Annotated in this window: 25 protein-coding genes; 11 read left to right on the forward strand and 14 right to left on the reverse strand. The window is 41.1% G+C overall.

Annotation, left to right across the window (positions count from 1 at the left end; translation table 11 throughout):
- The first annotated feature begins 387 nt into the window (after positions 1 to 387).
- The 4 genes from HMPREF1320_RS07310 to HMPREF1320_RS07325 all read left to right on the forward strand — a co-directional run bounded on the left by HMPREF1320_RS07310 (position 388) and on the right by HMPREF1320_RS07325 (position 4,301).
- On the forward strand, positions 388 to 1,002 hold the full coding sequence (locus HMPREF1320_RS07310; protein WP_034554341.1) for a TetR/AcrR family transcriptional regulator: 615 nt from the start codon (positions 388 to 390) through the stop codon (positions 1,000 to 1,002).
- Positions 1,003 to 1,220: 218 nt separating this feature from the next.
- Entirely contained in the window at positions 1,221 to 2,546 is a 1,326-nt protein-coding gene (locus HMPREF1320_RS07315) for a TolC family protein (protein ID WP_009418128.1), read from the forward strand.
- A gap of 154 nt (positions 2,547 to 2,700) precedes the next feature.
- A complete protein-coding gene (locus tag HMPREF1320_RS07320) occupies positions 2,701 to 3,630 on the forward strand; it encodes an HlyD family secretion protein (RefSeq protein WP_009417943.1) in 930 nt (309 codons plus the stop codon).
- A gap of 113 nt (positions 3,631 to 3,743) precedes the next feature.
- On the forward strand, positions 3,744 to 4,301 hold the full coding sequence (locus HMPREF1320_RS07325; RefSeq protein WP_009417941.1) for a hypothetical protein: 558 nt from the start codon (positions 3,744 to 3,746) through the stop codon (positions 4,299 to 4,301).
- 8 nt (positions 4,302 to 4,309) lie between these two features.
- Here HMPREF1320_RS07325 and HMPREF1320_RS07330 read toward each other — a convergent pair whose 3' ends face one another.
- Positions 4,310 to 4,639, reverse strand: a complete 330-nt coding sequence (locus HMPREF1320_RS07330) for a DMT family transporter (RefSeq protein ID WP_009410711.1) — start codon at positions 4,637 to 4,639, stop codon at positions 4,310 to 4,312.
- A 142-nt stretch (positions 4,640 to 4,781) separates the two neighbouring features.
- Here HMPREF1320_RS07330 and HMPREF1320_RS07335 point away from each other — a divergent pair, with 142 nt between their 5' ends.
- The 4 genes from HMPREF1320_RS07335 (at position 4,782) to HMPREF1320_RS07350 (ending at position 8,833) form a co-directional block, all read left to right on the forward strand.
- Positions 4,782 to 5,687 carry an ABC transporter ATP-binding protein gene (locus HMPREF1320_RS07335; protein ID WP_009418039.1) on the forward strand — a complete coding sequence of 302 codons (906 nt, stop codon included), beginning with the start codon at positions 4,782 to 4,784 and terminating at the stop codon, positions 5,685 to 5,687.
- A gap of 117 nt (positions 5,688 to 5,804) precedes the next feature.
- Positions 5,805 to 6,539: an ABC transporter ATP-binding protein gene (locus tag HMPREF1320_RS07340; RefSeq protein WP_009418106.1), complete on the forward strand. Its 735-nt coding sequence runs from the start codon at positions 5,805 to 5,807 to the stop codon at positions 6,537 to 6,539.
- Between the two features lie 37 nt (positions 6,540 to 6,576).
- A complete protein-coding gene (locus tag HMPREF1320_RS07345; protein WP_009418117.1) occupies positions 6,577 to 7,707 on the forward strand; it encodes an ABC transporter permease in 1,131 nt (376 codons plus the stop codon).
- Positions 7,708 to 7,714: 7 nt separating this feature from the next.
- Positions 7,715 to 8,833 (forward strand): ABC transporter permease, encoded by a 1,119-nt coding sequence (locus HMPREF1320_RS07350; RefSeq protein WP_009417992.1) that lies wholly within the window; start codon positions 7,715 to 7,717, stop codon positions 8,831 to 8,833.
- A 106-nt stretch (positions 8,834 to 8,939) separates the two neighbouring features.
- Here the strand turns inward: HMPREF1320_RS07350 and HMPREF1320_RS07355 are convergent, their stop codons facing one another.
- The 5 genes from HMPREF1320_RS07355 to HMPREF1320_RS07380 all read right to left on the reverse strand — a co-directional run bounded on the left by HMPREF1320_RS07355 (position 8,940) and on the right by HMPREF1320_RS07380 (position 15,477).
- A complete protein-coding gene (locus tag HMPREF1320_RS07355) occupies positions 8,940 to 9,668 on the reverse strand; it encodes a Bax inhibitor-1 family protein (RefSeq protein ID WP_009410716.1) in 729 nt (242 codons plus the stop codon).
- Between the two features lie 108 nt (positions 9,669 to 9,776).
- Positions 9,777 to 10,844, reverse strand: coding sequence for a class II fructose-bisphosphate aldolase (fbaA, locus tag HMPREF1320_RS07360; RefSeq protein ID WP_002672889.1), 1,068 nt, complete (start codon positions 10,842 to 10,844; stop codon positions 9,777 to 9,779).
- Positions 10,845 to 11,361: 517 nt separating this feature from the next.
- The gene (locus HMPREF1320_RS07370) at positions 11,362 to 12,732 is read right to left on the reverse strand and encodes a M16 family metallopeptidase (RefSeq protein ID WP_009417920.1); all 1,371 of its coding nucleotides are present in this window, start codon (positions 12,730 to 12,732) and stop codon (positions 11,362 to 11,364) included.
- A gap of 10 nt (positions 12,733 to 12,742) precedes the next feature.
- On the reverse strand, positions 12,743 to 14,011 hold the full coding sequence (locus HMPREF1320_RS07375; protein ID WP_009417965.1) for a M16 family metallopeptidase: 1,269 nt from the start codon (positions 14,009 to 14,011) through the stop codon (positions 12,743 to 12,745).
- A gap of 98 nt (positions 14,012 to 14,109) precedes the next feature.
- Positions 14,110 to 15,477, reverse strand: a complete 1,368-nt coding sequence (locus tag HMPREF1320_RS07380) for a TlpA family protein disulfide reductase (RefSeq protein WP_034554346.1) — start codon at positions 15,475 to 15,477, stop codon at positions 14,110 to 14,112.
- A gap of 324 nt (positions 15,478 to 15,801) precedes the next feature.
- Between HMPREF1320_RS07380 and panD the strand changes: the two genes are divergently transcribed.
- Positions 15,802 to 16,152 (forward strand): aspartate 1-decarboxylase, encoded by a 351-nt coding sequence (gene panD, locus HMPREF1320_RS07385; protein ID WP_002672875.1) that lies wholly within the window; start codon positions 15,802 to 15,804, stop codon positions 16,150 to 16,152.
- Entirely contained in the window at positions 16,149 to 17,102 is a 954-nt protein-coding gene (locus tag HMPREF1320_RS07390; RefSeq protein WP_009417995.1) for a YbhN family protein, read from the forward strand. The genes panD and HMPREF1320_RS07390 overlap by 4 nt, the downstream gene beginning before the upstream one ends.
- A gap of 79 nt (positions 17,103 to 17,181) precedes the next feature.
- Here the strand turns inward: HMPREF1320_RS07390 and rimM are convergent, their stop codons facing one another.
- Both rimM and HMPREF1320_RS07400 read right to left on the reverse strand, forming a co-directional pair.
- A complete protein-coding gene (rimM, locus tag HMPREF1320_RS07395; protein ID WP_034554348.1) occupies positions 17,182 to 17,715 on the reverse strand; it encodes a ribosome maturation factor RimM in 534 nt (177 codons plus the stop codon).
- A 4-nt stretch (positions 17,716 to 17,719) separates the two neighbouring features.
- A complete protein-coding gene (locus HMPREF1320_RS07400) occupies positions 17,720 to 18,271 on the reverse strand; it encodes a 30S ribosomal protein S16 (protein ID WP_009417988.1) in 552 nt (183 codons plus the stop codon).
- Between the two features lie 152 nt (positions 18,272 to 18,423).
- On the opposite strand from HMPREF1320_RS07400, the gene HMPREF1320_RS07405 reads away from it, so the two are divergent.
- Entirely contained in the window at positions 18,424 to 19,452 is a 1,029-nt protein-coding gene (locus HMPREF1320_RS07405; protein WP_009418012.1) for a threonine aldolase family protein, read from the forward strand.
- A 4-nt stretch (positions 19,453 to 19,456) separates the two neighbouring features.
- On the opposite strand, the gene hemE is transcribed toward HMPREF1320_RS07405, so the two are convergent.
- The 6 genes from hemE to HMPREF1320_RS07435 all read right to left on the reverse strand — a co-directional run bounded on the left by hemE (position 19,457) and on the right by HMPREF1320_RS07435 (position 24,451).
- Positions 19,457 to 20,482 (reverse strand): uroporphyrinogen decarboxylase, encoded by a 1,026-nt coding sequence (gene hemE, locus HMPREF1320_RS07410; RefSeq protein WP_009417974.1) that lies wholly within the window; start codon positions 20,480 to 20,482, stop codon positions 19,457 to 19,459.
- 74 nt (positions 20,483 to 20,556) lie between these two features.
- Entirely contained in the window at positions 20,557 to 21,306 is a 750-nt protein-coding gene (tpiA, locus tag HMPREF1320_RS07415) for a triose-phosphate isomerase (protein ID WP_009417917.1), read from the reverse strand.
- A 251-nt stretch (positions 21,307 to 21,557) separates the two neighbouring features.
- Positions 21,558 to 22,649, reverse strand: a complete 1,092-nt coding sequence (ychF, locus tag HMPREF1320_RS07420) for a redox-regulated ATPase YchF (RefSeq protein WP_009418103.1) — start codon at positions 22,647 to 22,649, stop codon at positions 21,558 to 21,560.
- 79 nt (positions 22,650 to 22,728) lie between these two features.
- Positions 22,729 to 23,670: an NAD(P)H-dependent flavin oxidoreductase gene (locus tag HMPREF1320_RS07425; RefSeq protein ID WP_009417935.1), complete on the reverse strand. Its 942-nt coding sequence runs from the start codon at positions 23,668 to 23,670 to the stop codon at positions 22,729 to 22,731.
- Positions 23,671 to 23,673: 3 nt separating this feature from the next.
- Positions 23,674 to 24,093, reverse strand: a complete 420-nt coding sequence (locus HMPREF1320_RS07430) for a VOC family protein (RefSeq protein WP_002672858.1) — start codon at positions 24,091 to 24,093, stop codon at positions 23,674 to 23,676.
- A gap of 1 nt (position 24,094) precedes the next feature.
- Positions 24,095 to 24,451 (reverse strand): MmcQ/YjbR family DNA-binding protein, encoded by a 357-nt coding sequence (locus HMPREF1320_RS07435; protein WP_009418035.1) that lies wholly within the window; start codon positions 24,449 to 24,451, stop codon positions 24,095 to 24,097.
- Positions 24,452 to 24,526: the final 75 nt, after the last annotated feature.

Raw genomic sequence — 24,526 nt, forward strand, 5'->3', positions numbered from 1 at the left:
ACCCCTCTCCCAATTTCACTATTAACCATTAACCATTAATCATTAACCATTAATCATTAACCATTAATCATTAACCATTAATCATTAACCATTAATCATTAACCATTAATCATTAACCATTAATCATTAACCATTAACCATTAACCATTAACCATTAACCATTAACCATTAACCATTAACCATTAACTACACTTCCCATTTGCTAATTCCCTAATTTGCTAATTTTCTAATTTTTCACCTACTCATAGGTTTTTATTTATATATGTAAATATATGACTTTTAGATTGTTACTACTACCTACGTACTATGTAATTTAAATTTTTGTTCTAACCATTTGGTTAATTCGAAAACTCGTTGTACCTTTGCCCCCGAAAATCAGAAGTAACGATGAAGAAGACAAAAGATATAAGCACCGAAGAACGCATCAAAGCCGCTGCCCGCAAAGTCTTTCATCAGAAAGGTTTTGCAGGCACACGCACTCGCGACATTGCCGAAGAAGCGGGTATCAACCACGCAATGCTGAACTATTATTTTCGTAGTAAAGAAAAACTCTTTGAAATGGTAATGATGGAAACAATGGCGCAATTCTTTAAAGGAGTAAACCTTATGCTGAACGACGAAAATACCTCTCTCGATGAGAAAATAGACCTCATCGTCTCTAACTACGTCGATTTACTCCTCAAAGAACCCGAATTACCTACCTTTATACTCAATGAGGTGCGTCCTAACCCGCAAGCATTTGTAGAGCAAAACCCTATTAAAGAGGCACTTACTCACTCTGTGCTCACCCGTCAATATGCCGAAGCCGTAGCCCGTGGCGAAATCACAGAGCCTAACCTAATGCAAGCTATCCTAAATGTCATCGGGTTGGTGATATTTCCTTTCATTGCAAAACCTATCCTAACCTCAATTATCAACATACCCGAAGAACAGTACAAAGCCCTAATGCTCCAGCGTAAAACCCTTATCCCCCAATGGATTAAAGCGATGCTATGGAAATAATAATACGTTTCTCTTAAACAATTATCTTTGCGGATTGTCTCCCTTCGGGGGAACGGAGGCTAAATAACATTTTTTTTATCTATACCCTAACCAAATGGTTAAACTAATTTATTAACACTATAATACCCCTAAAAGCCCTAATTCATCAGTCTTTTACTCTGTTTTATGGCTTGCCCTCTCTCTTTCGGAGAGGGGGAACGGGGGTGAGGATTGCCACTATGAAACACCTTATCTTAACACTCACCGTATTGATAGCTCTCACTCTCACCGCGCAAGCGCAGGCTATCCTTTTTTTGGAGGACTGCTACCGTCTTACTCGTGAGAATTACCCTACCGTCAAAAAACTCAATTTGGTAGCCAAAACTGAGGACTATACCCTTGCCAATGCCAATCGTGCCTATCTCCCGCAGGTTTCTATCTTAGGGCAAGCCACTTACCAGTCGGAAGTAACCGACCTCTCTAAAACCGTCGCAAGTGCCCTCCCACTGCCTCCTAACGTCTCTTTACCTACCATCGACAAGGAGCAATATAAGGTAGTAGGCGAGGTGAGCCAACTCCTCTACGGAGGTGGTGCGATTCACAGTCAGAAGGCTATTGCCAAAGCTCAAAGTGCCGTCCAAGCGCAAGCAGTCGAAACCCAATTGTACACCCTAAAACAACGTGTGAGCAACTTATATTTTGGGGTGCTCCTCATTGATGCCCAGTTATCGCAAAACCGCCTCAATATCGAAACGTTGGAGTCACAACTCCGCAAAGCAGAAGTAGCCCTAAAAAACGGAACTACCCTCCCCAGCAATGTCAACGAGCTGAAAGCCGAAATCCTCCGTGTGACAATGCAAACCACTGAGTACGAAGCCACCCAAGCTACCTACTTGCAAATGCTGTCTACTTTCATAGGCAAAGAGCTCACCAGCGCTTCCCAGCTTGCACAGCCTACGCCTCAATCCCAGTCTCAAACCCTAAGTACCGATATTTTTCGTCCTGAACTCAAAGGGTTTCAGCTACAGGAATCGTTGCTCAAAGCGCAAGAAAAACAGCTCAATAGCGAATATATACCTAAGCTCAGTGCGTTTTTTCAAGGCGGTTATGGGCGTCCCACACTCAATATGCTCAGCAACCAAGCGGATTTCTATTACATCACAGGGCTCCGTTTGCAGTGGAATCTAAGTCCGCTATACAACTTATCGAGCAAGAGACATATTTTGCGCCTGAACCGCGAGAGTCTCACAACCGATCGCCAAACCTTCTTACTCAACACAAAACTCGAACTCACTCAGCAGTCCGAGCAACTCAAAAAGCTACAAAAGCTGATAGAACAAGATGAAACCTCAGTAACTTTGCGCCATTCCGTCGCCAAAGCAGCCGAAGTCCAGTTGGATAACGGGGTCATCACCACTCACGAATACTTGCAGAAAGTCAATGCTTGGCATCTTGCCCAACAAACCCTTATCCTGCACCAAATACAACTCCTACAAGCTCAAGAGAACCAAAAACTAATTACAGGACAATCCTCCCCCAACCCCTCCCAAGGAGGGGAGTTATAGTGAGGCTAACAATAAAACAGAATAATAATAACCCATAAAAAAAATCCCCCATCGCCTTTACGGCTTGTCCCGCTTCTTTGAGAGATAGGTAACGAGTCCTTTACGGCTTGCCCCCCTCTCCTTGGGAGAGGGGGAACGGGGGTGAGGAACTAAAATGAAAAAAATAACACTCATCACCGCCCTTGCAGCCCTTATCGCCTGCAATAACAAACATCAATTCGATGCTTCTGGTAACTTTGAAGCCGACGAAGTTATCGTTTCTGCCCAGCAAACAGGGCAACTCATCGACTACGATGTAGAAGAAGGCAAAACTCTTACCGAAGGTCAAAAGGTGGGGCAAATAAATGTCGAAGTCCTCAAGCTCCAAAAAGAGCAGGTCGAGGCTACTATTGCCTCCCTCAAAGAGAAGACCCAGAACCCTGCCGACCAGGTAGCACTCATTCGTAGTCAACTCGAAGTACAGCGCGCACAACTCGCCCAACAGGAACGTGAGCTTACGCGTACACAAAACTTAGTACGTGGTGGAGCTGCCACACAAAAGCAATTGGACGACCTCTCTGCCCTCATCGACCAGCTTCGCAAGCAGATAGCCGTAACCGAAAACCAACTCAAGGTCAGTCTCACCAATATCAACACGCAAAACCGCAATGTATTAAGCCAAGAAGCCCCTCTGCAAAAGAATGCTCAGGCCGTTCAAGAGCAAATCAATCAGGGTGAAATTATCAACCCTATTGCGGGCACTGTGCTTACTAACTACGCCCTAAAAGGAGAAATGCAGACGTTCGGGAAGCCTCTCTATAAGATTGCTAATACTGATGTACTAACCCTCAAAGCCTACATCACCGGCGACCAACTATCCCAAATCAAATTAGGACAGCAAGTTACCGTGCGCACCGATGCCGGAAAAGGTGAATACCGCACCTATCAAGGCGAAATTATCTGGATATCCCAAGAGAGCGAGTTCACCCCCAAAACGATACAAACAAAATCTGAACGCGCCAACCTCGTCTATGCTATCAAAGTAAAGGTTAAAAACGACGGCTTTTTAAAGATAGGAATGTACGGAGAAGTGCTATTCAAATAACCTCGCTCTACACCCCCCGTTGGCGCGAGCCTATGGCTCGTGTCTATCAAGAATAGAGCTTGTAGCTCACATTCTTAGCACATTTTTTGTAGCTTACTAACAAATACAACCCTATGTTAAAGAAATACGACAAAGTAATAGCAACGATTTTCGTCCTGCTTACCATAGTTTTTATAGTAGTCTTTCTCACTAATGACTCCTTTTTTGAGTGGACTTTTGCGCGACATCACAATATATTGAGCTGGTATGTCCGTCCACTCTTTATTGTGCCTATGGTGTATTTTGCTTTGAGAAAATCGTATGCAGGAGTGTCATTGAGTATCTTTTGCCTATTTACTAGTATGTTTTGGTTCCCCACTCCACAACAAACCGACCCTAAGGTGCTCGGCTTCTTAGCCTACGAAATGGATTATCTCAAAGGCACGTGGGACACAAAAAAGATACTTTTCTCACTAAGTGTACCGCTTTTTTTCTATCTGCTGATAGTCTCAGCGTGGAAGAGAAAATGGCGCTTATTGCTCTACACCGTAGTGTTAGCAGCGTTTTTAAAACTGTTATGGAGTGTAGCGAGCAGTGGTGCAAGCGGTTGGTCAGTAGCCAAACCCGCTCTTGTAGGACTGGTAATATGTGTAGTATTTATTTTGATAACAAGAAGAAAAGAGAAAAAATAGGGGAAAAATCAGTGTCCATTTGCCTTTGAGAAGAGGTTAATCACCACCACCCCAGCGATGATAAGCAGGGAACCCAATACAAAAGGCAAGTCTATTTTGTTTTTGAAAACAAGAATACTCACAATAGCAGTCAGTACAATCCCCACCCCCGACCAGATAGCGTAAGCTACCCCCAGTGGAATATTCTTGAGAGCTAAGGATAAAAAATAAAAACAAACACCATAAGACAACAGCGAGCCTACGGCAAATAACCACTTGGTAAACCCTTCCGATTTACCTAAAAGAGCGGTGGCTAAGACCTCTAAAACAATCGCTAAAGTAAGGTATAGGTAATGCATATAAGTATAATATCTAAATTCGTGGCAAAAATATAACAATTTTACTGAAAATGAAATTAACCCCCCCTGCTGGCGCGAGCCTGTGGATCGTGTCTATCAAGAATAGAGCTTGCAGCTCGTAACCAAATTGACTCATTGAAAGATGAATAGCATCATTATACATAATCTCAGCAAGTCCTACGGCGATACCCACGCCGTGCAACACCTTTCCTTAGAGGTCGAGAAAGGCGAACTTTTCGGGCTCATAGGTCCCGATGGGGCAGGCAAAACCACCGTCTTTCGTATGCTCACCACCCTCCTATTGCCTGATGAGGGTACAGCAACCATAGAGGGCTGGGATATCGTCAAGGATTATAAAGAAATCCGCAAGCACGTGGGTTATATGCCTGGGCGCTTCTCTCTGTACCAAGATCTCACTGTCGAGGAGAACCTCTCCTTCTTCGCTACCGTTTTTGGTACGACTATCGCCGAGAATTACGACCTTATCAAAGATATTTATGAGCAGATAAAGCCGTTCAGTAACCGTCGCGCGGGCAAGCTCTCAGGGGGAATGAAGCAGAAGTTAGCCCTATGTTGCGCCCTCATTCACAAACCCAAAGTCCTCTTGTTAGACGAACCCACCACGGGGGTAGATGTGGTTTCGCGCAAAGAGTTCTGGGAGATGCTGAAGAAACTGAAGGCGCAAGGCATCAGCATACTCGTTTCCACCCCTTATATGGACGAAGCCAGTCTGTGCGACCGCATAGCCTTAATACAATCAGGCAAGGTGCTTTCCACCAGCACCCCCGAGCAAATCATCGCCCAGTACCCTACGACACTCTATGCTGTCAAGGCTCCCGACCTATACGCACTGCTCCAGCACCTGCGCGAGCACCCCAACATTGATAGCTGTTACCCCTTTGGCGAGTATCTACACGTTACTCTCAAAGAAAATACCAACATTCCCATATTCGAGCAACAGCTGAAAAACACCTTCCCCCACCTCGAATGGAAAGCCATTACCCCCACCATCGAGGACAGTTTTATCCGCCTAATGGAAGAAAATTAAAGCAATATTTATCACCTTTCTGGCTTGTCCCCCTTCGGGATTGTCGGCAGTTGCCGAGTAAGTGAGAGGGAGCTAATTTGCTAATTTTCACATCTGCTAATTTGCTAATTTAATAAAATGTACGCAATACACTGTCATAACCTAACAAAGCAATTCGGCGATTTCAAAGCCGTGAACAACATTTCCCTTACCGTTGAAAAAGGTGAAATCTTCGGTTTCCTCGGTGCCAACGGTGCGGGGAAAACCACCGCTATACGCATCTTCTGCGGACTCTCCTACCCTACTTCAGGCGAGGCTCAGGTAGCAGGCTTTGATGTCTATCGCCAGCAAGAGCAGATTAAAAAACACATCGGCTATATGAGTCAGAAGTTTTCGTTGTATGACAACCTCACCGTGCAGGAAAACATCACCTTCTACGGAGGCGTCTATGGCTTGAGTCGAAAGGAAATCAAAACCCGCAGTACCGACCTTATCACCAAGCTCGGCTTGGAGGCTGAAGCCAACAAACTCGTAGGGTCGCTACCTCTGGGCTGGAAACAGAAGCTCGCCTTCTCGGTCGCTATCTTCCACCGTCCCGAAATCGTCTTTCTCGACGAGCCCACCGGTGGCGTAGACCCGATAACGCGCCGTCAGTTCTGGGATATGATATACGAAGCCTCCGCACAGGGCATCACCGTATTCGTTACCACCCATTATATGGACGAAGCCGAATATTGTCACCGCATCAGCATAATGGTAGATGGCAAAGTGGAAGCAATGGATACGCCTACCAACCTTAAAAACCAATTTCACACCGATTCAATGGACGAGGTTTTCTACCAACTCGCCCGTAAGGCAAAACGTAATGAATAACCCCGTAGGGGCGAATGGCAATTCGCCCACCTATTAAATGGCAATTCGCCCACCTATTAATATGAAACAGCTCATCGCTTTTATACGCAAGGAATTCTATCACGTATTCCGCGACCGTCGCACGCTACTGATACTCTTTGGTATCCCCATAGCGCAGATTATCCTTTTCGGTCAAGCCCTCAGCAGCGAGGTCAAGAATATCGGTATCGCTGTATTAGATGAGGCAAACAACACTTATAGCCAAGAAATCACACACCGCTTGCAGGCAAGTCCGTATTTTAAGCTGAAAGACCCTTTGTTTCGTTACGATCAAGTAGAAGACCAATTCAAGCGTGGTACTATAAAAGCCGCGCTCATCTTCCCTCCCGATTTCGGTAAAGACCTCTACACCCCTAGTGGTACCCCCCTACAACTCATCACCGATGGGAGTGACCCCAATACGGCTAAAACGGTGCAAAACTACTTCTCGGCTATGGTAGCCAGCTATCAGCAAGAGCTGAACCCTGCTGTGCAACTACCCTACCAGATAACCGTTGAAAACCGAATGTTGTACAACGAGGAGCAAAATGGCTCTATGAACTTCGTCCCTGGGGTGATTGCGCTCGTCTTTATGATAGTGAGCACTGCCCTCACCTCGGTAGCGGTGGTGCGTGAAAAAGAGTTGGGTACTATGGAAATCCTTTTGGTATCGCCTTTCAAACCTATAATGATACTCATTGCCAAAGCCGTGCCTTACCTTATTCTCTCGCTCATCAACTTCACCGTGATACTCCTGCTATCGGTCTATATGCTCGATGTCCCGATACGTGGCAATCTGCTGTTGCTATACGCCGAAAGCACCTTGTTTATCATCATCTGTTTGTCGTTGGGGCTACTCATATCCACCGTTACCGCTTCACAGCAAACGGCTATGCTCATCGCTATGATGGGAATGATGCTTCCTACGGCATTCTTTACCGGCTTTATGTTCCCCATAGAGAATATGCCTCTTATCTTTCAGGGAATATCCAAAGTCTTCCCCTCTAGTTACTACTACGCTATCGTGAAGAAAGTAATGCTCAAAGGATTGGATTTCACTTACGTATGGAAAGAAACGCTCATTCTCATCGCAATGGCAGTAGTTTTCTTAAGCCTTGCAATGAAGAAGTTTAAGATTAGATTACAATAAAGAAGAAATGAAAGTATTAAGCTTTATACTCCAAAAAGAATTTAAGCAGATATTCCGAGATAAGACGATCTTGGCAATGATGTTTGTGGCACCTATCTTCCAACTGATTATATTGCCCTTAGTTGCCAATTTCGATGTGAAGAACATCAACCTCGTGTATATCGACCACGACCAAAGTACCTATTCTCACCAACTGATACAGAAGATTACTGCGTCAGGGTACTTTAAGCTCGTAAAGGCTCCTTTCTCCTATAAGGAAGGTATCGCCCTGATAGAAGACGGCAAAGCTGATGTAGTTTTAGAAGTCCCCGAAGGTTTTGAGCGCAACCTCGTACGCGAAGGAAAGCAGACACTTGGTCTCTCTATCGATGCGATTAATGGGAGCAAGTCGTCTTTAGGAGGAGCGTATTTGCTTACGGTGATACGTGACTTCAACACCCAACTCGATGTAAATGTAAAAGCCCCTCAGCGCATAGGCAATGTAGCCAAAATCGGGGTGGAGAGCACCCATTGGTACAACCCCTATATGCAATATACGCGCTACATTGTTCCAGGTATTTTAGCTATATTGCTCACCATTATCGGGGGTTTTCTTTCAGCACTCAATGTAGTCAAAGAAAAGGAAATAGGCACTATCGAGCAGATTAATGTTACCCCTATTAAGAAGTGGCAGTTTATATTAGGAAAGCTCATACCCTTTTTGGTAGTAGGGTTAATCCTCTTCACCTTGGGGCTTACGGTGATGTATGTAGTCTATGGTATCTTCCCCGCAGGAAATCTACTCACCTTGTATGCCTTTGCCACAATGTATCTCATTGCGATTCTCGGCTTCGGACTTCTGGTCTCCACCTATGCCGATTCACAGTTGCAAGCTATGTTTATCGCCTATTTCTTTATAATGATATTCCTTTTGATGAGCGGTTTCCTCACCAGTGTAGACAGTATGCCCGCTTGGAGTCAGCAAGTAAGTAATGCTATTCCGGTAACCCATTTTGTGAATGCTGTCCGCTTAATTGTGCTCAAAGGCAGTAGTTTTGCACAATTACACATAGAGTTTTTGTATCTTGTAGGATTCGCTGTGCTGCTTAATAGTTGGGCTATTTGGAATTATAAGAAGACAAGCTAACATAATCCTTCATATAACCTCATATAATACAAGAGTTCCATCAAGAGTACTAATCTCATTGTACTCAATGATGGAACTTATCATTTTAATATTTTAGGAGAACAGATTAGTCTCTTCTCGACATAAGTATTCTCAATATATACCAGAAAAGTAGCATAATAGAAGAGAACAACTGTAAAGCTGCCCCTACGTATTGGTCTGTGCTATATACATTTTTGATGTTGTAAGTTTCATATAGTATACCACCTGCTGCCAAAGCAACCATTGCTACTGAGAACCAAAGTCCTAAATCGAAACCAAAGATAGCTCCTGCCACAATAAGTCCTAAGGCTACAAAACCTCCTATTACCAATATGCTACGCAAGAACGAAAAGTCTACACGGGTGAGGAATACCACCGCTGTAAGTCCGCCAAACAAAGCAAGTGTAATAATACCAGCTTGCGAAAGGATAGCCGTACCATCAGTAAAGTACATCGCCAAAAAGATTATTGGCATAAAGATAACAGCTTCAAGTAACACATAAAGCCCTAAGCCCATATATTGGGTATTCTTATCTTGTGCTTGCGTCCATTTGCTGGCAAGGATTGAGCCTAACCAAAAGCCTCCTAAAATCAATAGCCATACCCATTTGCCACTTACCATAGAGATGATAAGGCTTTCTGGTACTACATTTAGCAAAATAGCTTCTACAGCTATAAATGCCAAAAGTGCCATTGCTACGTGTGAGTAAGTTTTGCGGTAAAAGGTAGCTTGTGCCTCATTAGTAGCATAGCTTACTATTTGAGGTGATTGATAGTTAGTGTTGTAGCTGTCGTAATTTGAATTATATCCCATATGTTTAATTAAAAATATTTGTGTTCATATATCAAAAACTTTGCCAAAAAGTCTATTGGCAGAGGTTGCTGTAGCTTCTTGGCAAAGTTATCAGGTGGGTAAATACTACTATAAAGTATTTACGTTGTTAAGGTCTTCAAACGCTTTTTTCAAACGAGTAACAAATGTCTTTTCGCCTTCACGAAGCCATACACGTGGGTCGTAGTATTTCTTGTTAGGCGCTTCGGGACCTTCTGGGTTACCTATTTGTCCTTGCAAGTAAGCCGATTTAGCTTTCATATAGTCGCGAACACCTTCAGTGAAAGCGTATTGCAAGTCAGTATCAATATTCATTTTGATTACACCATAAGAAATAGCCTCGCGGATTTCTTCGAGGGTAGAGCCTGAACCTCCGTGGAATACGAGGTCAAGTGCGTTGTGAGGCAAATTGTATTTCTTTGAAACGTAGTCTTGTGAATTTCTTAAAATTTTTGGTGTCAATTTCACATTGCCAGGTTTGTACACCCCGTGAACGTTACCAAAAGCAGCTGCAATGGTGAATTGTGAGCTAATTTTAGAAAGTTCTTCGTAAGCGTAAGCTACGTCTTCTGGTTGTGTGAAGAGCCTGCTACTATCTACGTGTGAGTTGTCTACCCCGTCTTCTTCACCACCGGTCATACCGAGTTCTATTTCCAAAGTCATATCCATTTTGCTCATACGTTCAAGATAACGTTTGCAAGTTTCAATATTTTCTTTGATAGGTTCTTCCGATAGGTCAATCATATGAGAACTGAACAATGGTTTACCTGTTTCTTTGAAGTGTTTTTCTGATGCTTCAAGCATACCGTCAAGCCAAGGAAGTAATTTTTTAGCGCAGTGGTCAGTGTGCAAAATGATAGATGCTCCGTAGGCTTCTGCCAATTGGTGAACGTGTTTAGCACCTGCTACCGCTCCGAGAACTGAAGCGCGTTGGTTGTCGTTATTCAATCCTTTACCAGCCATAAACTGAGCACCACCGTTAGAAAATTGGATAATCATTGGGGCATTTACAGCTACTGAAGTTTCTAATGCAGCGTTGATAGAGTTTGAACTGATAACGTTGGCTGCAGGAAGAGCAAAGCCTTTTTCTTTAGCGTATTTAAATACTTCTTGTACTTCTTTTCCAAGAATTACGCCTTTTTTAATGTTATGTGCCATTCTTTAATATAATTAATTTTAGTTTTCAGAATTACTCATTATGTCATAATTGACGGCAAAGATACGATTTTCTCATATATCTTCAAAATAAATCTTATATTTTTTAGTTCAAATAACCAAAATTACTTCGTGTTTTTCACCACTTATCTTCGACTTATATTTGGTTTAGATGTTCCCTTTCTTCGTTCATTGTTCGTCTTTTCTCTATCTGCCCGTGCGGCTCGCACCGTCATTTGTTCGTCATTTGTTCGTCTTTTGTTCGTTCATTGTTCGTCTTTTGTTCGTCTTTTGTTCATCTTTTCTCTATCTGCCTGTGTGGCTCGCACCGTCATTTGTTCGTCATTCCTTCGTCCCACTTTTCCGTTACTACACTCCCTCTCCTTGGGAGAGGGTTGGGGAGAGGATATTTTGTTCGTCTTTTCTCTATCTGCCCGTGTGGCTCGCACTATCTGCCCGTGTGGCTCGCACTGTGCTATGACTGCCTGTGCGACTCGCACCTTTAACTATTCATTTTTTACTAAATCGCTTCCCCATACTTATCAAAATACTTCACAGAGATTTTTTTCCCGTCAAAGCTAATATTTTCAAGCTCTCTTGCTATTTCACTGCCTTTGCCTACAATGATGATTCTGAAGTTTTCTAATAGAAAATAGCTATTAGCAACTCGATGTACGTCTTCTTTGGTTACTGCATTGATGTTCGCAATATAGTTCTTGTAAAAATCTTCGGGTAGGTTGCGCACTTTTATATTGATAGCGTAATTGGCAATCGTCTGCGGACGCTCGGTGGCCAGTACAAACTGACCTAAGTACTGTGCTTTGGCTTGTGCCAACTTTTCTTCACTCACTACACTAGTTTGTATGCGCTTCACTTCTTTGAGTATCTCCCTAATAGCAGGTGCTGTTACGGCATTCCCTACTTTGGTCTTGATGCTAAAATTGCCTTTTGTCCATTTATCCGTTTTGAAAGTAGAAAAAGCTCCATAAGTATAGCCGTGTTCTTCCCGCAAATTCATATTGATATAACTGCCAAAATCTCCACCTAAAATACTGTTAGCTACCAACAGAGGAAAGTAATCAGGGTGCGACATTTTTAGGTCGATGAGGTTCGTAACCCTTATTTCCGATTGTACCGCGCTGGGTAAGTCTATAAAGTTGATTTGTGTTTCACTTACATTCTCAGGGATATATAAGGCAGGAGCTTCTTCTGAAAAAGGTTGCCAATCAGCGAAATATTCGTTTACCAAAGTAATTACCTCTTCGGGCTTTACATCACCTGTAACAACCAAATAGGCGTTGTTAGGTACAAAACGTTTGCAGTAATAGTTACTTACATCGTCTAAGGTGAGGGCAGCGATGTGAGCTTCGGTAATGTATTCGCCGTAAGGGTGAGCCGTACTGTACCGTAAGGTTTGCTGTACGCGCTTCATAATCACTTCGGCATTACTTTCATTGGCACGAATACTTTGGATAATGCGCGCTTTTTCTTTTTCCATATCTTCTCCCGTGAAGTTAGGGTGCAGGGCAGCATCGGCAATGAGAGCCAACACACGCGGGAAGTATTTAGAGAGTACTTGGGCATAAACGCCATTAGAAGCGATAGAGAGAGTCGCTGCGAGATAGTCTATTTCCTCATTAAAATCGTCTTTACTGATAGAGGTAGAGCCATTGCCCGCCATTAGCGAAATAAGGTCAGCAATCCCTTTCTTTTCTTTTTCTAATTCCGGACATTCGTCTAACGAAAGGCGAATTCCCACTTGAGGAAGTTTATGGTTCTCCACGATAAGGAGAGTGAGTCCGTTCGGGAGGGTATGAGTAACAGGAGTCCCTAAATTAATGATAGGAGCAGCTCCTGGGGTGGGTTGTATAGAGCGGTCTATATGTGTCATTTTTGTTTACTTATAGATTTGAAGGTAAATAATTGAGGTCTAAACGTTGGTTTTTGTCCAAATACTTGCGCGCAGCCTCTCTGATATCCTCTCGGGTAATAGCGCGGTAGTGGTCTATAGCCTTGTTAATAAGGTTAGTGTCTTTGTAGAAAGTATAGTTATCTGCCAAAGAGAGGGCAATTCCTTCCATATGGCTATTTTGAGCCACAAAGTTAGCCTCTATCTGGTTTTGTAACTTTTCATATTCTCGCTCGCTGATGAGTTCGGTTTGTAGTCTTGTAATTTCTTCGTCCATTTCTTGTGCCAAAGTTTCCAAACTCACACCGTCCATAGGGAGTGCTCCCATTATATAAACGCCATAATCTTCTTGAGCGTCTGAAAAAGCCAATACCTGCAAAGCTGTTTGATGCTCGTCTATCATCTTTTTGTAGAGGCGAGCGCTTTTGCCGTCAGTGAGAATGTTAGAAAGCAAGTCGATAGTAAACGAATCTTTGTCCGTCATTGCAGGAGTGCGATAGGCATATAGTTTCAGTGGGATTTGTATATTAGGGTCGTATTCGGTTACCTCAATAGTTTCAGTGATAGGAGCTTCTTCTATTTTGTTGCGTTGTATAGCATTACCTGTATTAGGAATGGTCGCAAAGTATTGTTCTATCCATTCTTTGGTCGGTACCGTATCGAAATCGCCTGCCACCACCAGTACAGCGTTGTTAGGGTTGTAAAACTTCTTCTTAAATGCGATAAACTCCTCTAAGCTTGCAGCGTCTAAATGTTCCACTTTTCCAATTACTGTTCCCGAATAAGGGTGTTTTTTAAAAAGGTACGGATTGATAGCCGAGCGGTACATTATTCTGCCGTAAGGTGTATTGTCTATACGTTGGTTTTTCTCTTCTTTTACCACTGAATTTTGAGTGCTTACTCCAATCTCATTGATAATAGGGTGCAACATACGTTCAGCTTCCATCCACAAGCCTAATTGCAAATTGTTAGACGGGAAGACTTCATAATAATAAGTTTTATCCTGCGTAGTGAAAGCATTGTTATGTCCGCCATTTGCCGATACAATATCAAACCATTTGCCACGTGCTATATGCTGAGTGCCTTCAAAAAGGAGATGCTCAAAGAAATGGGCAAAGCCAGTGCGGGTAGGGTCTTCGTCTTTGGCGCCTACGTGATACATTACTCCTATGGTAACCACAGGAGCTGAGTTATCTCGGTGAAGAATCACGTGTAGTCCATTAGAGAGGTCGTATTCTTCAAAAATGAGAGATTGAGCCATAGTTAATTTGTCGATTTGTCAATGAGATAATTAGCAAAAAAACTTTGCTAAAGTCTGTATGGCTTTAGCAAAGTTGTTCAATATGAAAAAAGTATTTGTTATAAATTCGCGTTGATAAGTTCTTTTACCTTAGCATCTGATGGTTTAGGTGCACTAATGCTAATGATTTTACCATTCTTTACTAACATAAAACGAGGGATACCGCTTAGGTCGTAGTTATCTATGAAATCGCGGTTCATACTTAGGTTAGTATATAGTTGGATACCACTTAGCTTCTCACGTTGTACAGCAGCTTTCCAAGCCTCTTTGTCTTGGTCTACTGAAATACTTACAAAAGTAACGGGTTTGCCTTTGTATGCTTCTTGCAAAGCCTTCATACTTGGTATTTCTTTTATACAAGGTTTACACCAAGTTGCCCAAACGTCGATGTAAAGCAATTTGTCTTTAAGACTTTCATAAGATACTGGCTTACCATTCAAATCTTCAGCTGTAAAAGGAGGAAAATCCGTGCCAGGTTTTAGCCTTTCAAGCACAGCTATACGTCTGTCTAACTCTTTTAAGGCGGCAGTGTCTTTCACGTTTTCTTTGATACTTTTGATGAGTTCAGCATTTTCTTCAGGAGTGTTAGCTACTGAAACTCCACTGATAAAATAACGAGTAAGGTCTGCTTTAATGTTTTTAGATTTCAGACCTTTTACGTGTGCGATGAGTTTACCCCAAGGGTTTTCGTCGTTTTCGTTATCTTGAAACTTATCGAATAGTTTATTAGTAACTAATTCTTTGTAAGCTCTGTAGGTATTATAATCTTCAGCGATGTCATAATCTATCTTAGCGAGCTCATCAGCAAACTCTTTAGGAAGTGCTACCTCTTCTTGAGTGAGTTTTTGGTGTGCATTTTTGTAAATAGATTTTAGGTAAAGCATTTCGTAGTTAATAGCCTTTTCCTCTTTTTTAACGAAGTCTTTAGAGAGGTTCTTAGTGTTTTTCAAAAGGTCAGTATACTTTTTGCTATACTCATTTACAGCTGTTTTAAATTCTGCAGGTGCTTTAACTAAAAGTTGTTGCATACCACCACTTTTCTGAATTTCCATTGTAAGGTCAGCTTTCTTGTGCAAATAAGCATTTGCAAGCGTATCTTTGCCCGAGAACTTTATTTCTAAAGGCATCTTAGTGAGGTCGATATTAACCCCAAGTTCGTCTCCTTGCTCCAAATACAACGGAATTTCTATTCCCTGAGGATTGAAAATAGTATAGTAATTAGAAGGTACGCGAAGCGTGTCTTGAAAAGTACCATCGGGTTTGATATGCAATGGCTGGTCTACTTCACCACCTATTATCTTCAGCTCCAAAGGAATCCCATTAGTGCCTTCTACTTTTCCTGAAAGCACTATATAATCAGCTCGTTTACTACAAGCTACAAAGCCTATTGCGGCTAACGACAAAATAAATAGTCTTTTCATCATCATTTGTAAAATATAATTAGGTGGCAAAGATAAGAATATTTTTTAGTAAACAAGCACTTTCTTCCTATTTTTTTCTATTGTAATTTATGCAAAATAAATCTTTCTAACTAAAAACTAAGAGTATGATAACTTTATTTATATAAAATTACTATTCTTTAAAATGTTGAATATTAAACTTATAAACACTCTTTATATAACAATCGTCCAAGATTCATCCAAGGTTCGTATAAGCTAAGGGTAGGGCAGAGGTAAGCATAAATTTTTTCTTGCTTACAACTGTTTCAATTTTTTAACGTACATTTGCGCCGTTTTTCAAACAATACAAATATGCAAATAGAAGTATTAAAATCTAAAATTCACCGCGTTAAGGTTACAGGTGCCGATTTAGATTATATCGGAAGCATTACCATTGACGAAGATTTGTTGGAGGCAGCTCAAATGATTGAGGGAGAAAAGGTGTCGATTGTAGATGTTAATAATGGTGAACGTTTCGAAACTTATATTATTAAAGGAAAGAGAAAATCAGGTGCTATTGTACTGAATGGTCCTGCTGCTCGTAAAGTACAAAAAGGTGATATCATCATCATCATATCCTACGCTTTAATGGATTTTGAAGAAGCTAAAACTTTTAAACCTTCTATTATCTTCCCTAATGAAACAACCAACCTAATCGAATGAAAAAGTTCTTAAAGATAGCCCTCCCGATATTTGTAGGCGTTTTCTTGTGTTGGTATGCTTATCGCCAATTTAACGAAGAGCAGTTTGTCCAAATAAAACACACTTTTCTAAACGCCGATTACTTCTATATCATTTTGGCTGTTTTTTTAGGATTTTTAAGCGATCTTTCTCGGGCTATACGTTGGCATTTGTTGCTAAAACCTTTGGGTTATCGCACAGCTTTCTTACATAGAGCAATGGCTGTGTTCATTGGTTATTTGGTGAATGTAACCATACCGCGTTCAGGCGAGGTCTCTCGTGCCTTAGTAGTAAGCAATTACGACGGAGTCCCTTTCGAGAAATCATTAGGCACTATCATCTCCGAACGAATTATCGACCTGCTTTTACTTTTCCTATTCACTATGCTCGCTTTCATTCTCCAATTCGAGGTTATAAGCAACTTTCTTCTTTCCAAAATCCCTTTTCAAAAACTAATGTGGTTGATGGGTATAGGAGGTTTTTCGTTTATAGTTTTTTTGTATTTCATTTACGCTTCCGATAAACCTTTTTTTATCAAGGTAAAAGTCTTTTTAAACGGAATAAAGGAAGGAATCCTATCAGTCGTAAAAATAAAACATAGAACATTATTTCTTTTTCATACTCTTTTCATTTGGGCAATGTACTTTTTGATGTTCTATATTCCGTTTTTTGCCCTACCCGAAACCGCACATATCAGTTTGCCCAATGTGCTTACAGCTTTTGTGGTGGGTAGTTTTGCAATGACCTTCACCAATGCAGGCTTTGGTTCTTATCCTTTTTTTATTGCCGAAGTACTATTTTTGTTTGGAGTAGCTACTCCTGTGGGTACAGCCTTTGGTTGGATTGTATGGACGTCACAATTTGCTATGACGCTCTTATTGGGTAGCTTTTCATTCTTCTTTCTTCCCTTGTTGAAGAAGCATAATCCGTAGATTTTTTTCTTATTAAGGTAAAAAAACAAGGTTATCAAAACAGCTTTTGATAACCTTGTTTTATATTTTATGTTTGTTCTTAATTTTCTAAATACAAATCAATAAGTCCTTCTGGAGTTTTTACAATAATTTTCTTGTGGGCTCTATCTATCTTCTCAATAAACTCATCAGCCATAGGAATAAGTATCTCATTTCCGTTCTCATTCTCAATTTCAAATAACGCTTGAGATGTACTGTCGTTTATTCCAACTATTTTTCCTACTACTCCGTAGTGCACATCTTCCACCTGAAACCCTATCACTTCGTGGTAATAAAACTTATTCCCCGATAGTTTAGGCAATACCGCAAGAGGTAAATAAACTTTGTGTTTCAATAGAGCTTCTGCATCAGCCTCAGTTTCTATCTCTTCAAACTTCACGCGCAATAAATCCGACTTGTGTAAAGTGCTCTTTTCAATAAAAAAAGGAACCAGATTATTGCCTAAGGCAATAAATACTGATTCCATTTCTTCATACATTTCAGGGTCGTCGGAATCTAACTTAATTAGCACCTCGCCCTTAAAACTAAACTTCGACACAATTGTTCCTATATAAAAACAATCTTTTAAAGTCATAGGGTTATGCCTCAGTTTCGTTATTTTCTTCAGCAGGAGCTTCAGCTTCTGGGGCTTCCGTAGCTTCTGTAACCTCTTCAGTTGCTTCAACTGTTGCTTCGGTAGCTTTGGCTACAGCGGCGTTCTTGCGTTTCTCATTAGTTTCTTTTTCAGCGTCCAAAGCCTTTGCTTTTGCTTCTGCTTTCTCTTTAGCTAATTTTTGCTCTTTTGTAGATACTTTGTTAGCTTTCTCTTCTATCCAAGCATTGAACTTAGCCTCTGCTTGTTCTTCGGTCAAAGCTCCTTTGGCAACTCCACCAAGCAAGTGGTATTTAAGCAATACCCCTTTGTAAGAAAGAATACGACGTGCTGTGTCACTAGGTTGTGCTCCGTTTTTCAACCATTTTACAGCTGCATCTACATCTATTTCAATCTGAGCAGGATTGCTAACAGGATTGTAAGTTCCTAACTTTTCAAGGAATTTACCATCTCTTTTTGCACGTGAATTAGCAGCTACAATCCAATAGAAAGGCTTGCCTTTTTTTCCGTGACGTTGTAATCTAATTTTTACTGGCATAAAAAATTTAATTAGTGAGGTTCACGACCTCGTTATTAATTCGGGCGCAAAAGTAATAAAAATTTTCATATTCACAACGTTCTTACATAAAAAAGTTTTACTTTTGCATTCTGAATTCGTAATAGTAGCACTCTATTACCTTTGAACAAACTATGAAAATATCATTTAAGAACGACTATTCCGAAGGGGCTCACCCTTCTATTTTAAACCGAATGTTAGAAAGCAACCTCGAACAACAACAAGGATATGGTTGCGATACTTATACTAATAAAGCAAAAGCTCTTATTGCCGAAAAACTAAATAATCCTCAAAGTAAAATATATTTCGTAAGCGGAGGTACACAAGCCAATCTCTTAGCATTAGGAGCAATGTTACGTCCTTATGAAAGCGTTATTACCTGCGAAACCTCTCATATTTGCGATAGCGAAACGGGAGCTATCGAAGCTACCGGACATAAAATACACATAACTCCTGCAATAGATGGCAAAATACAACTTGATGATATTCGTGAAGTAGCAACTTGTTACACCAATTTTCCTCATCAAGTAGTGCCCCGATTAGTATACATTTCCAATGCCACCGAATTGGGCTCTATCTATACGCTTCAAGAATTAAAAGATTTGTACCATCTGTGTCAAGAACTGAACCTCTTACTCTATATCGATGGAGCGCGTTTAGCTCACGCTCTTAATGCTTCTGGCAATGATATTACTTGGGAAAATTTAGCTCGTTATACCGATGCTTTCTATATAGGAGCTACTAAAAATGGGGCAATAATGGGAGAAGCAATTGTTTTAAACAATCCTGAACTTCAATTGGGCTTTGAGTACCATATCAAACAAAAAGGGGCTTTACTTGCCAAAGGAAGGTTTCTCGGCATACAGTTCTTGGAGCTTTTCCAAAATAATTTATTTAATGAATTAGCTCTTCACGCAAATGCTCAAGCTAAACGTATTCAAGACGCTTTTATAGAAAAAGGAGTACACTTCTTGTCGCATACTCCTACTAATCAGGTGTTCCCTATTCTCACTAATGAGCAAGTAGCTCTTCTCCAAAAGCAATTCGATTTTTATATATGGAAGAAAGTCGATGAAACCCATACTGCCATACGTCTTATCACTTCTTGGGCTACTAAACCAGAAAATGTAGATACTCTTATTAACGTTATTAAAAAACTATAGATTTTTATAAGCAATAAGATTTTACTGCCTCTACAAAAGCAATAGCGTTTTCTACGGGCACATTAGGTAAGATACCGTGTCCTAAGTTAGCGATATAATGGTCTTTTCCAAAAGCATCTATCATCTTTTTCACCTTCTGTTTGATTTCGGCAGGAGGTGCTAAGAGTCGTGAGGGGTCGAAGTTACCTTGTAATACTTTTTTACCTCTTGTAAGTTCGCGCGCTATTTTAGGGGCACACGTCCAGTCCACACCCAAAGCAGCTGCATTAGAAGTTGCCATTTCAGGCAAAGCATACCAACAGCCTTTCGCGAAGACAATCACTTTGGTAAAAGGAGCAAGAGCTTCTACTATTTGGTTGAGGTATTGCCACGAGAATGTGCGATAGTCGTCAGGAGCTAACACTCCTCCCCAGCTATCAAAAAGCTGTACGGCATCTACCCCTGCTTTTACTTTTTCTTTTAGGTAAAGAATCGTTGTGTCAGTAATCTTTTGCAATAAGCTGTGTGCTACCGAAGGCTGCGTAAAACAAAGCTCCTTAGCCGTCGAAAAATCACGTGAACCTGACCCTTCCACCGCATAACAGAAAATCGTCCAAGGCGAACCTGCAAAGCCGATTAAGGGCACACGATTGTTTAGCATTTGCTTAGTGAGCTTTACTGCCTCCATTACGTAGCCCAAATGCTCTTCGATATTAGGCACAATTACTTGTTCCACATCTTTAGCTGTACGGATAGGCTTAGGCAACCACGGTCCCACGCCTTTTTTCATTTCTACTTCTATATTCATAGCCTGAGGCACTACCAATATGTCCGAAAACAATATCGCAGCATCTACCCCTACTATATCTACCGGTTGTACGGTGATTTCCGCAGCCAGCTCCGGTGTCTGACAGCGCGTAAAGAAGTCGTATTTATCGCGTAAAGCTCTAAATTCGGGCAAATAGCGTCCTGCTTGACGCATCATCCACACAGGCGGTCGTTCAGTAACCTCACCGCTGAGTACTCTCAAGAATAAGTCGTTTTGTATCATATTTTAATTTACATAAAGAAGACTGCCCAAGAACAAAGTTCATTGGACAGTCGTTATAAAAGGAATAATAACTTTTAAATGCTTTTGATAATAGTAACAAAATCATCAGCTTTAAGGGCAGCCCCACCTATGAGTCCGCCATCTACATCTTCTTTTGCAAAGATTTCTTTTGCATTATCCGGTTTTACACTACCTCCATACAAGATAGATACTTTATCAGCAACCCCTTTGCCGTATTTCTCAGCAATAGTTTTACGAATAAAGTGGTGAATTTCTTGTGCTTGGTCAGGAGTAGCGGTTTCGCCTGTACCAATAGCCCATACAGGTTCGTAAGCCAATACAATATGTTGCCAAGCCTCAGCAGGCAAGTGGAACAAACCATTTTTGATTTGGCTACCTACCACATCAAAGTGCTTATTAGCTTTGCGGTCAGCTAACTCTTCACCAATACAGAACACTACACGCATATTGTGTTTAAGGGCTGTGTTCACTTTTTTAGCTAAACTCTCATCAGTTTCGTTAAAGTAAGCACGGCGCTCAGAGTGTCCTAAAATAGTAGTTTTTACCCCAATACTGCTTAACATTTCAGCCGAAATCTCTCCCGTGTAAGCACCGTTTTCAGCAAAGTGCATATTTTGCGCAATTACTTCGATGTGGCTACCTTTTACTGCTTCTACAGCTGGAATAAGGTTTACAAAGGTAGGGGCAATCATTACCTCAGCATTTGTTTGAGGTACTTTTTTCAATAGGTCGGAAATAAGTGCTAACGACTTGTTAAGGTCGTTGTTCATTTTCCAGTTCCCTGCTACAATTTTTTTTCTCATATAATGAACTTTTTATTTTCTAACTTCTCGGCAAAGATATAAATAATTTACCAATTAGCAAAATTACTGATGAACACTACTAGCGAATTACCTAATTGGCTAATTTATATTGTTTCTAATAGAATATTGCCATATCTTTGCCTCGTCTTTTAAAAGCGATTGCTTTTCGAGCACAAAGTTTGAACCATAAAGATTATTTAATTTAGAATTATTTTTGTCGGTAAGCGATGGGAATCTGCTTACCGGCTTTTTTATACGTTAAAACGGAAGTGCATAATATCGCCGTCTTTCACGATATATTCTTTACCTTCCACGCGCATTTTACCAGCTTCTTTTACTTTAGCCTCACTGCCATAAGTAATAAAATCATTATAAGCGATTACCTCAGCACGAATAAATCCTTTCTCAAAATCGGTGTGGATTACCCCTGCGGCTTGAGGAGCAGTGTCTCCTTGATGAATCGTCCACGCACGCACTTCTTTTACCCCTGCGGTGAAATAAGTTTGTAGGTTCAGTAGGTGATAGGCTGCACGAATGAGTTTAGAGGCTCCAGGTTCTTCTAAACCTATATCCTCCAAGAACATTTGGCGTTCTTCGTAACTTTCCAATTCGGTGATGTCGGCTTCAGTGGCTACTGCCAATACAATCACTTCGGCATCTTCACCTTTTACGGCATCTTTCACTTGTTCCACATAAGCGTTCCCGTTTTTAGCCGATTTTTCATCTACATTGCACACATATAGCACAGGCTTGGTAGTGAGCAGTTGGAAACTGTCCATCAATTCTTTTTCTTCATCGCTTATTTGCACGGCACGAGCCGAAACACCCGTGAGTAAAGCCTCCTTTACACGATTGAGCAAGTCCATTTCTTTCGCTGCTTTCTTATCGCCTGCTTTCGCTGCACGCGTTACTTTCTCCAAGCGTTTTTCAACCGTTTCAAGGTCTTTTAACTGCAATTCTATATCAATAGTTTCTTTATCGCGTATAGGGTCTACACTTCCATCAACGTGTACGATGTTGTCATTCTCAAAACAACGCAATACGTGAATAATCGCATTGCACTCACGTATATTTCCCAAAAATTGGTTACCCAAACCTTCGCCTTTACTGGCGCCTTTCACCAGTCCAGCTATGTCTACAATCTCTACCGTTGCAGGCATTACACGTTCAGGTTTTACAAGGCTTTCGAGTTTCTCTAAACGGGGGTCAGGTACGTTTACAACACCCAAGTTGGGCTCTATAGTACAAAAAGGGAAGTTAGCACTCTGTGCTTTAGCATTTGATAAACAATTAAATAAAGTAGACTTCCCCACATTGGGCAGTCCTACAATTCCTGCTTTCATATATATTTATTGTATAATTTTAGGGTGCAAAAGTACGGTAAATAACAATAATGACAAATATTCTAATAATACTATTTTATCAATGAGGTAATTTCTTAATACTTCTCCTGTATTCCATCACCATCTCATCAATAACCTCTTTTACGCTTTGTACCTGGGTAATGAGACTCGCTACTTGCCCTATTTCCAACTCGCCTTGTTCTACGTCTCCTTCAAACATTCCTTGTTTGGTACGGCGATTACCTACTAAGGCTTTAAGGTTTTCGACAGTAGCTTGCTGAGTGTTGTAGAGCTCTTTTACCTCCTTATAGAAGCCGTTTTTAAGCAAACGTACAGGGGCTAATTCCTTTAACGTAAGTTCTGTATCACCTTCTTGGGCTGCTACTACTCTTTCTTTAAAATTAGGGTGTACAGAAGCTTCGGTAGTAGCCACAAATCTACTGCCTATCTGTACCCCTTCGGCACCTAAGGCAAGAGCAGCAAGCATTCCGCTACCTGTAGCAATTCCCCCTGCGGCAATGAGTGGAATATCTAACACTTTGCGCACAGCAGGAATGAGTACCATTGTGCTAGTCTCTTCACGTCCGTTGTGACCGCCCGCTTCAAAGCCCTCAGCTACCACAGCATCTACACCGGCAACTTGGGCTTTAAGGGCAAACTTGCTACTGCTCACTACGTGAGCTACTTTTATGCCTTCTTTTTGCAATAAAGACGTATAGGTAGCAGGATTTCCTGCCGAAGTAAATACAATCTTTACCCCTTCGCGTAAAATTACTTCAATAGCTTTGTCCATTTCGGGGTACATAATAGGAATATTCACCCCAAAAGGTTTATCTGTAGCCGCTTTACACTTACGTATGTGTTCTGCAAGGGTTTCGGGGTGCATAGAGCCTGCGCCCAATAGTCCTAAACCGCCTGCATTGCTCACTGCTGAAGCCAATCGCCAACCACTTGCCCATATCATTCCTCCTTGAATAATAGGGTATTGAATATTAAAAAGTTCTGTAATACGTGTTTTCATTGTCTACAATTTAAGATTGTTATTCTCATCGAACTCCCAAAAAGGATTATAAGCGACTTCAAACACATAACCGTCTAAATCTTTAAAGTAACCGCTATAGCCACCCCAAAATACTTTTTGAGCAGGTTTTATTATAGTTGCTCCTAATTCTTTAACTTTGGCTAATACAGCGTCTACTTCCGCTTCCGAGGTAGCATTGTAGCTGATAGTCATTCCTGCAAATGAACTTGGCTCATAAGGCAAAGTAGTATCTTCTGAAAGTTCTTCTAAGGGGTAAAGCCCCAATACGATGCCTCCCAAAGGAAAAAGAGCATAGTCGTTCATACTTTTATCTGATTTTTGCCAACCTAAGCCTTCGTAGAAACTAAGGGCTTTTTGAAAATCGCGAACGCCCAAAGTAATCAAAGTAAATTTTTGTCTCATACTATTGATTTGTTAAAAGTTCTTTTTCTTTTTTAGATACTTTGGCGAGTACTTCTTCGTAAGAATGTTGTACCATTTCTTCAATAAGAGTGGGAGGGAGGCTCTCTACCAAAACTGTATTCCAAAGTTTTTTGTTTAAGTGATAGCCTGCTACAATCTTTTCAGGATATTGCTCACGAAGCTCCAAAGCGCGCTCAGGGTTGCATTTGAGACTTACCCTCAAAGGGACGCTTTCTAAATTCGTAAGCACAAATATTCTTCCACAAATGCGAAAAGCCAATATGTCCTCGCCGAAAGGCATATCTTCAGTAGTATGTGGTAAGGACAAACAAAAGTCTCTGAAAGTTTCTAAGTTCATTGTTTTAGGTAAGAGATAAGATAAAAGGGTTGCCTATTATTCAAGACAACCCTTTATTTTATACATTCATTTGCT

The sequence above is a fragment of the Capnocytophaga sp. oral taxon 335 str. F0486 genome (assembly GCF_000277665.1).
Lineage (GTDB): Bacteria > Bacteroidota > Bacteroidia > Flavobacteriales > Flavobacteriaceae > Capnocytophaga > Capnocytophaga ochracea.

Coding starts and splice junctions, on each gene's coding strand:
- HMPREF1320_RS07310 (WP_034554341.1), top strand. CDS start 388: ATGAAGAAGACAAAAGATATAAGCACCGAAGAACGCATCAAAGCCGCT.
- HMPREF1320_RS07315 (WP_009418128.1), top strand. CDS start 1,221: ATGAAACACCTTATCTTAACACTCACCGTATTGATAGCTCTCACTCTC.
- HMPREF1320_RS07320 (WP_009417943.1), top strand. CDS start 2,701: ATGAAAAAAATAACACTCATCACCGCCCTTGCAGCCCTTATCGCCTGC.
- HMPREF1320_RS07325 (WP_009417941.1), top strand. CDS start 3,744: ATGTTAAAGAAATACGACAAAGTAATAGCAACGATTTTCGTCCTGCTT.
- HMPREF1320_RS07330 (WP_009410711.1), bottom strand. CDS start 4,639: ATGCATTACCTATACCTTACTTTAGCGATTGTTTTAGAGGTCTTAGCC.
- HMPREF1320_RS07335 (WP_009418039.1), top strand. CDS start 4,782: ATGAATAGCATCATTATACATAATCTCAGCAAGTCCTACGGCGATACC.
- HMPREF1320_RS07340 (WP_009418106.1), top strand. CDS start 5,805: ATGTACGCAATACACTGTCATAACCTAACAAAGCAATTCGGCGATTTC.
- HMPREF1320_RS07345 (WP_009418117.1), top strand. CDS start 6,577: ATGGCAATTCGCCCACCTATTAATATGAAACAGCTCATCGCTTTTATA.
- HMPREF1320_RS07350 (WP_009417992.1), top strand. CDS start 7,715: ATGAAAGTATTAAGCTTTATACTCCAAAAAGAATTTAAGCAGATATTC.
- HMPREF1320_RS07355 (WP_009410716.1), bottom strand. CDS start 9,668: ATGGGATATAATTCAAATTACGACAGCTACAACACTAACTATCAATCA.
- fbaA (WP_002672889.1), bottom strand. CDS start 10,844: ATGGCACATAACATTAAAAAAGGCGTAATTCTTGGAAAAGAAGTACAA.
- HMPREF1320_RS07370 (WP_009417920.1), bottom strand. CDS start 12,732: ATGACACATATAGACCGCTCTATACAACCCACCCCAGGAGCTGCTCCT.
- HMPREF1320_RS07375 (WP_009417965.1), bottom strand. CDS start 14,011: ATGGCTCAATCTCTCATTTTTGAAGAATACGACCTCTCTAATGGACTA.
- HMPREF1320_RS07380 (WP_034554346.1), bottom strand. CDS start 15,477: ATGATGATGAAAAGACTATTTATTTTGTCGTTAGCCGCAATAGGCTTT.
- panD (WP_002672875.1), top strand. CDS start 15,802: ATGCAAATAGAAGTATTAAAATCTAAAATTCACCGCGTTAAGGTTACA.
- HMPREF1320_RS07390 (WP_009417995.1), top strand. CDS start 16,149: ATGAAAAAGTTCTTAAAGATAGCCCTCCCGATATTTGTAGGCGTTTTC.
- rimM (WP_034554348.1), bottom strand. CDS start 17,715: ATGACTTTAAAAGATTGTTTTTATATAGGAACAATTGTGTCGAAGTTT.
- HMPREF1320_RS07400 (WP_009417988.1), bottom strand. CDS start 18,271: ATGCCAGTAAAAATTAGATTACAACGTCACGGAAAAAAAGGCAAGCCT.
- HMPREF1320_RS07405 (WP_009418012.1), top strand. CDS start 18,424: ATGAAAATATCATTTAAGAACGACTATTCCGAAGGGGCTCACCCTTCT.
- hemE (WP_009417974.1), bottom strand. CDS start 20,482: ATGATACAAAACGACTTATTCTTGAGAGTACTCAGCGGTGAGGTTACT.
- tpiA (WP_009417917.1), bottom strand. CDS start 21,306: ATGAGAAAAAAAATTGTAGCAGGGAACTGGAAAATGAACAACGACCTT.
- ychF (WP_009418103.1), bottom strand. CDS start 22,649: ATGAAAGCAGGAATTGTAGGACTGCCCAATGTGGGGAAGTCTACTTTA.
- HMPREF1320_RS07425 (WP_009417935.1), bottom strand. CDS start 23,670: ATGAAAACACGTATTACAGAACTTTTTAATATTCAATACCCTATTATT.
- HMPREF1320_RS07430 (WP_002672858.1), bottom strand. CDS start 24,093: ATGAGACAAAAATTTACTTTGATTACTTTGGGCGTTCGCGATTTTCAA.
- HMPREF1320_RS07435 (WP_009418035.1), bottom strand. CDS start 24,451: ATGAACTTAGAAACTTTCAGAGACTTTTGTTTGTCCTTACCACATACT.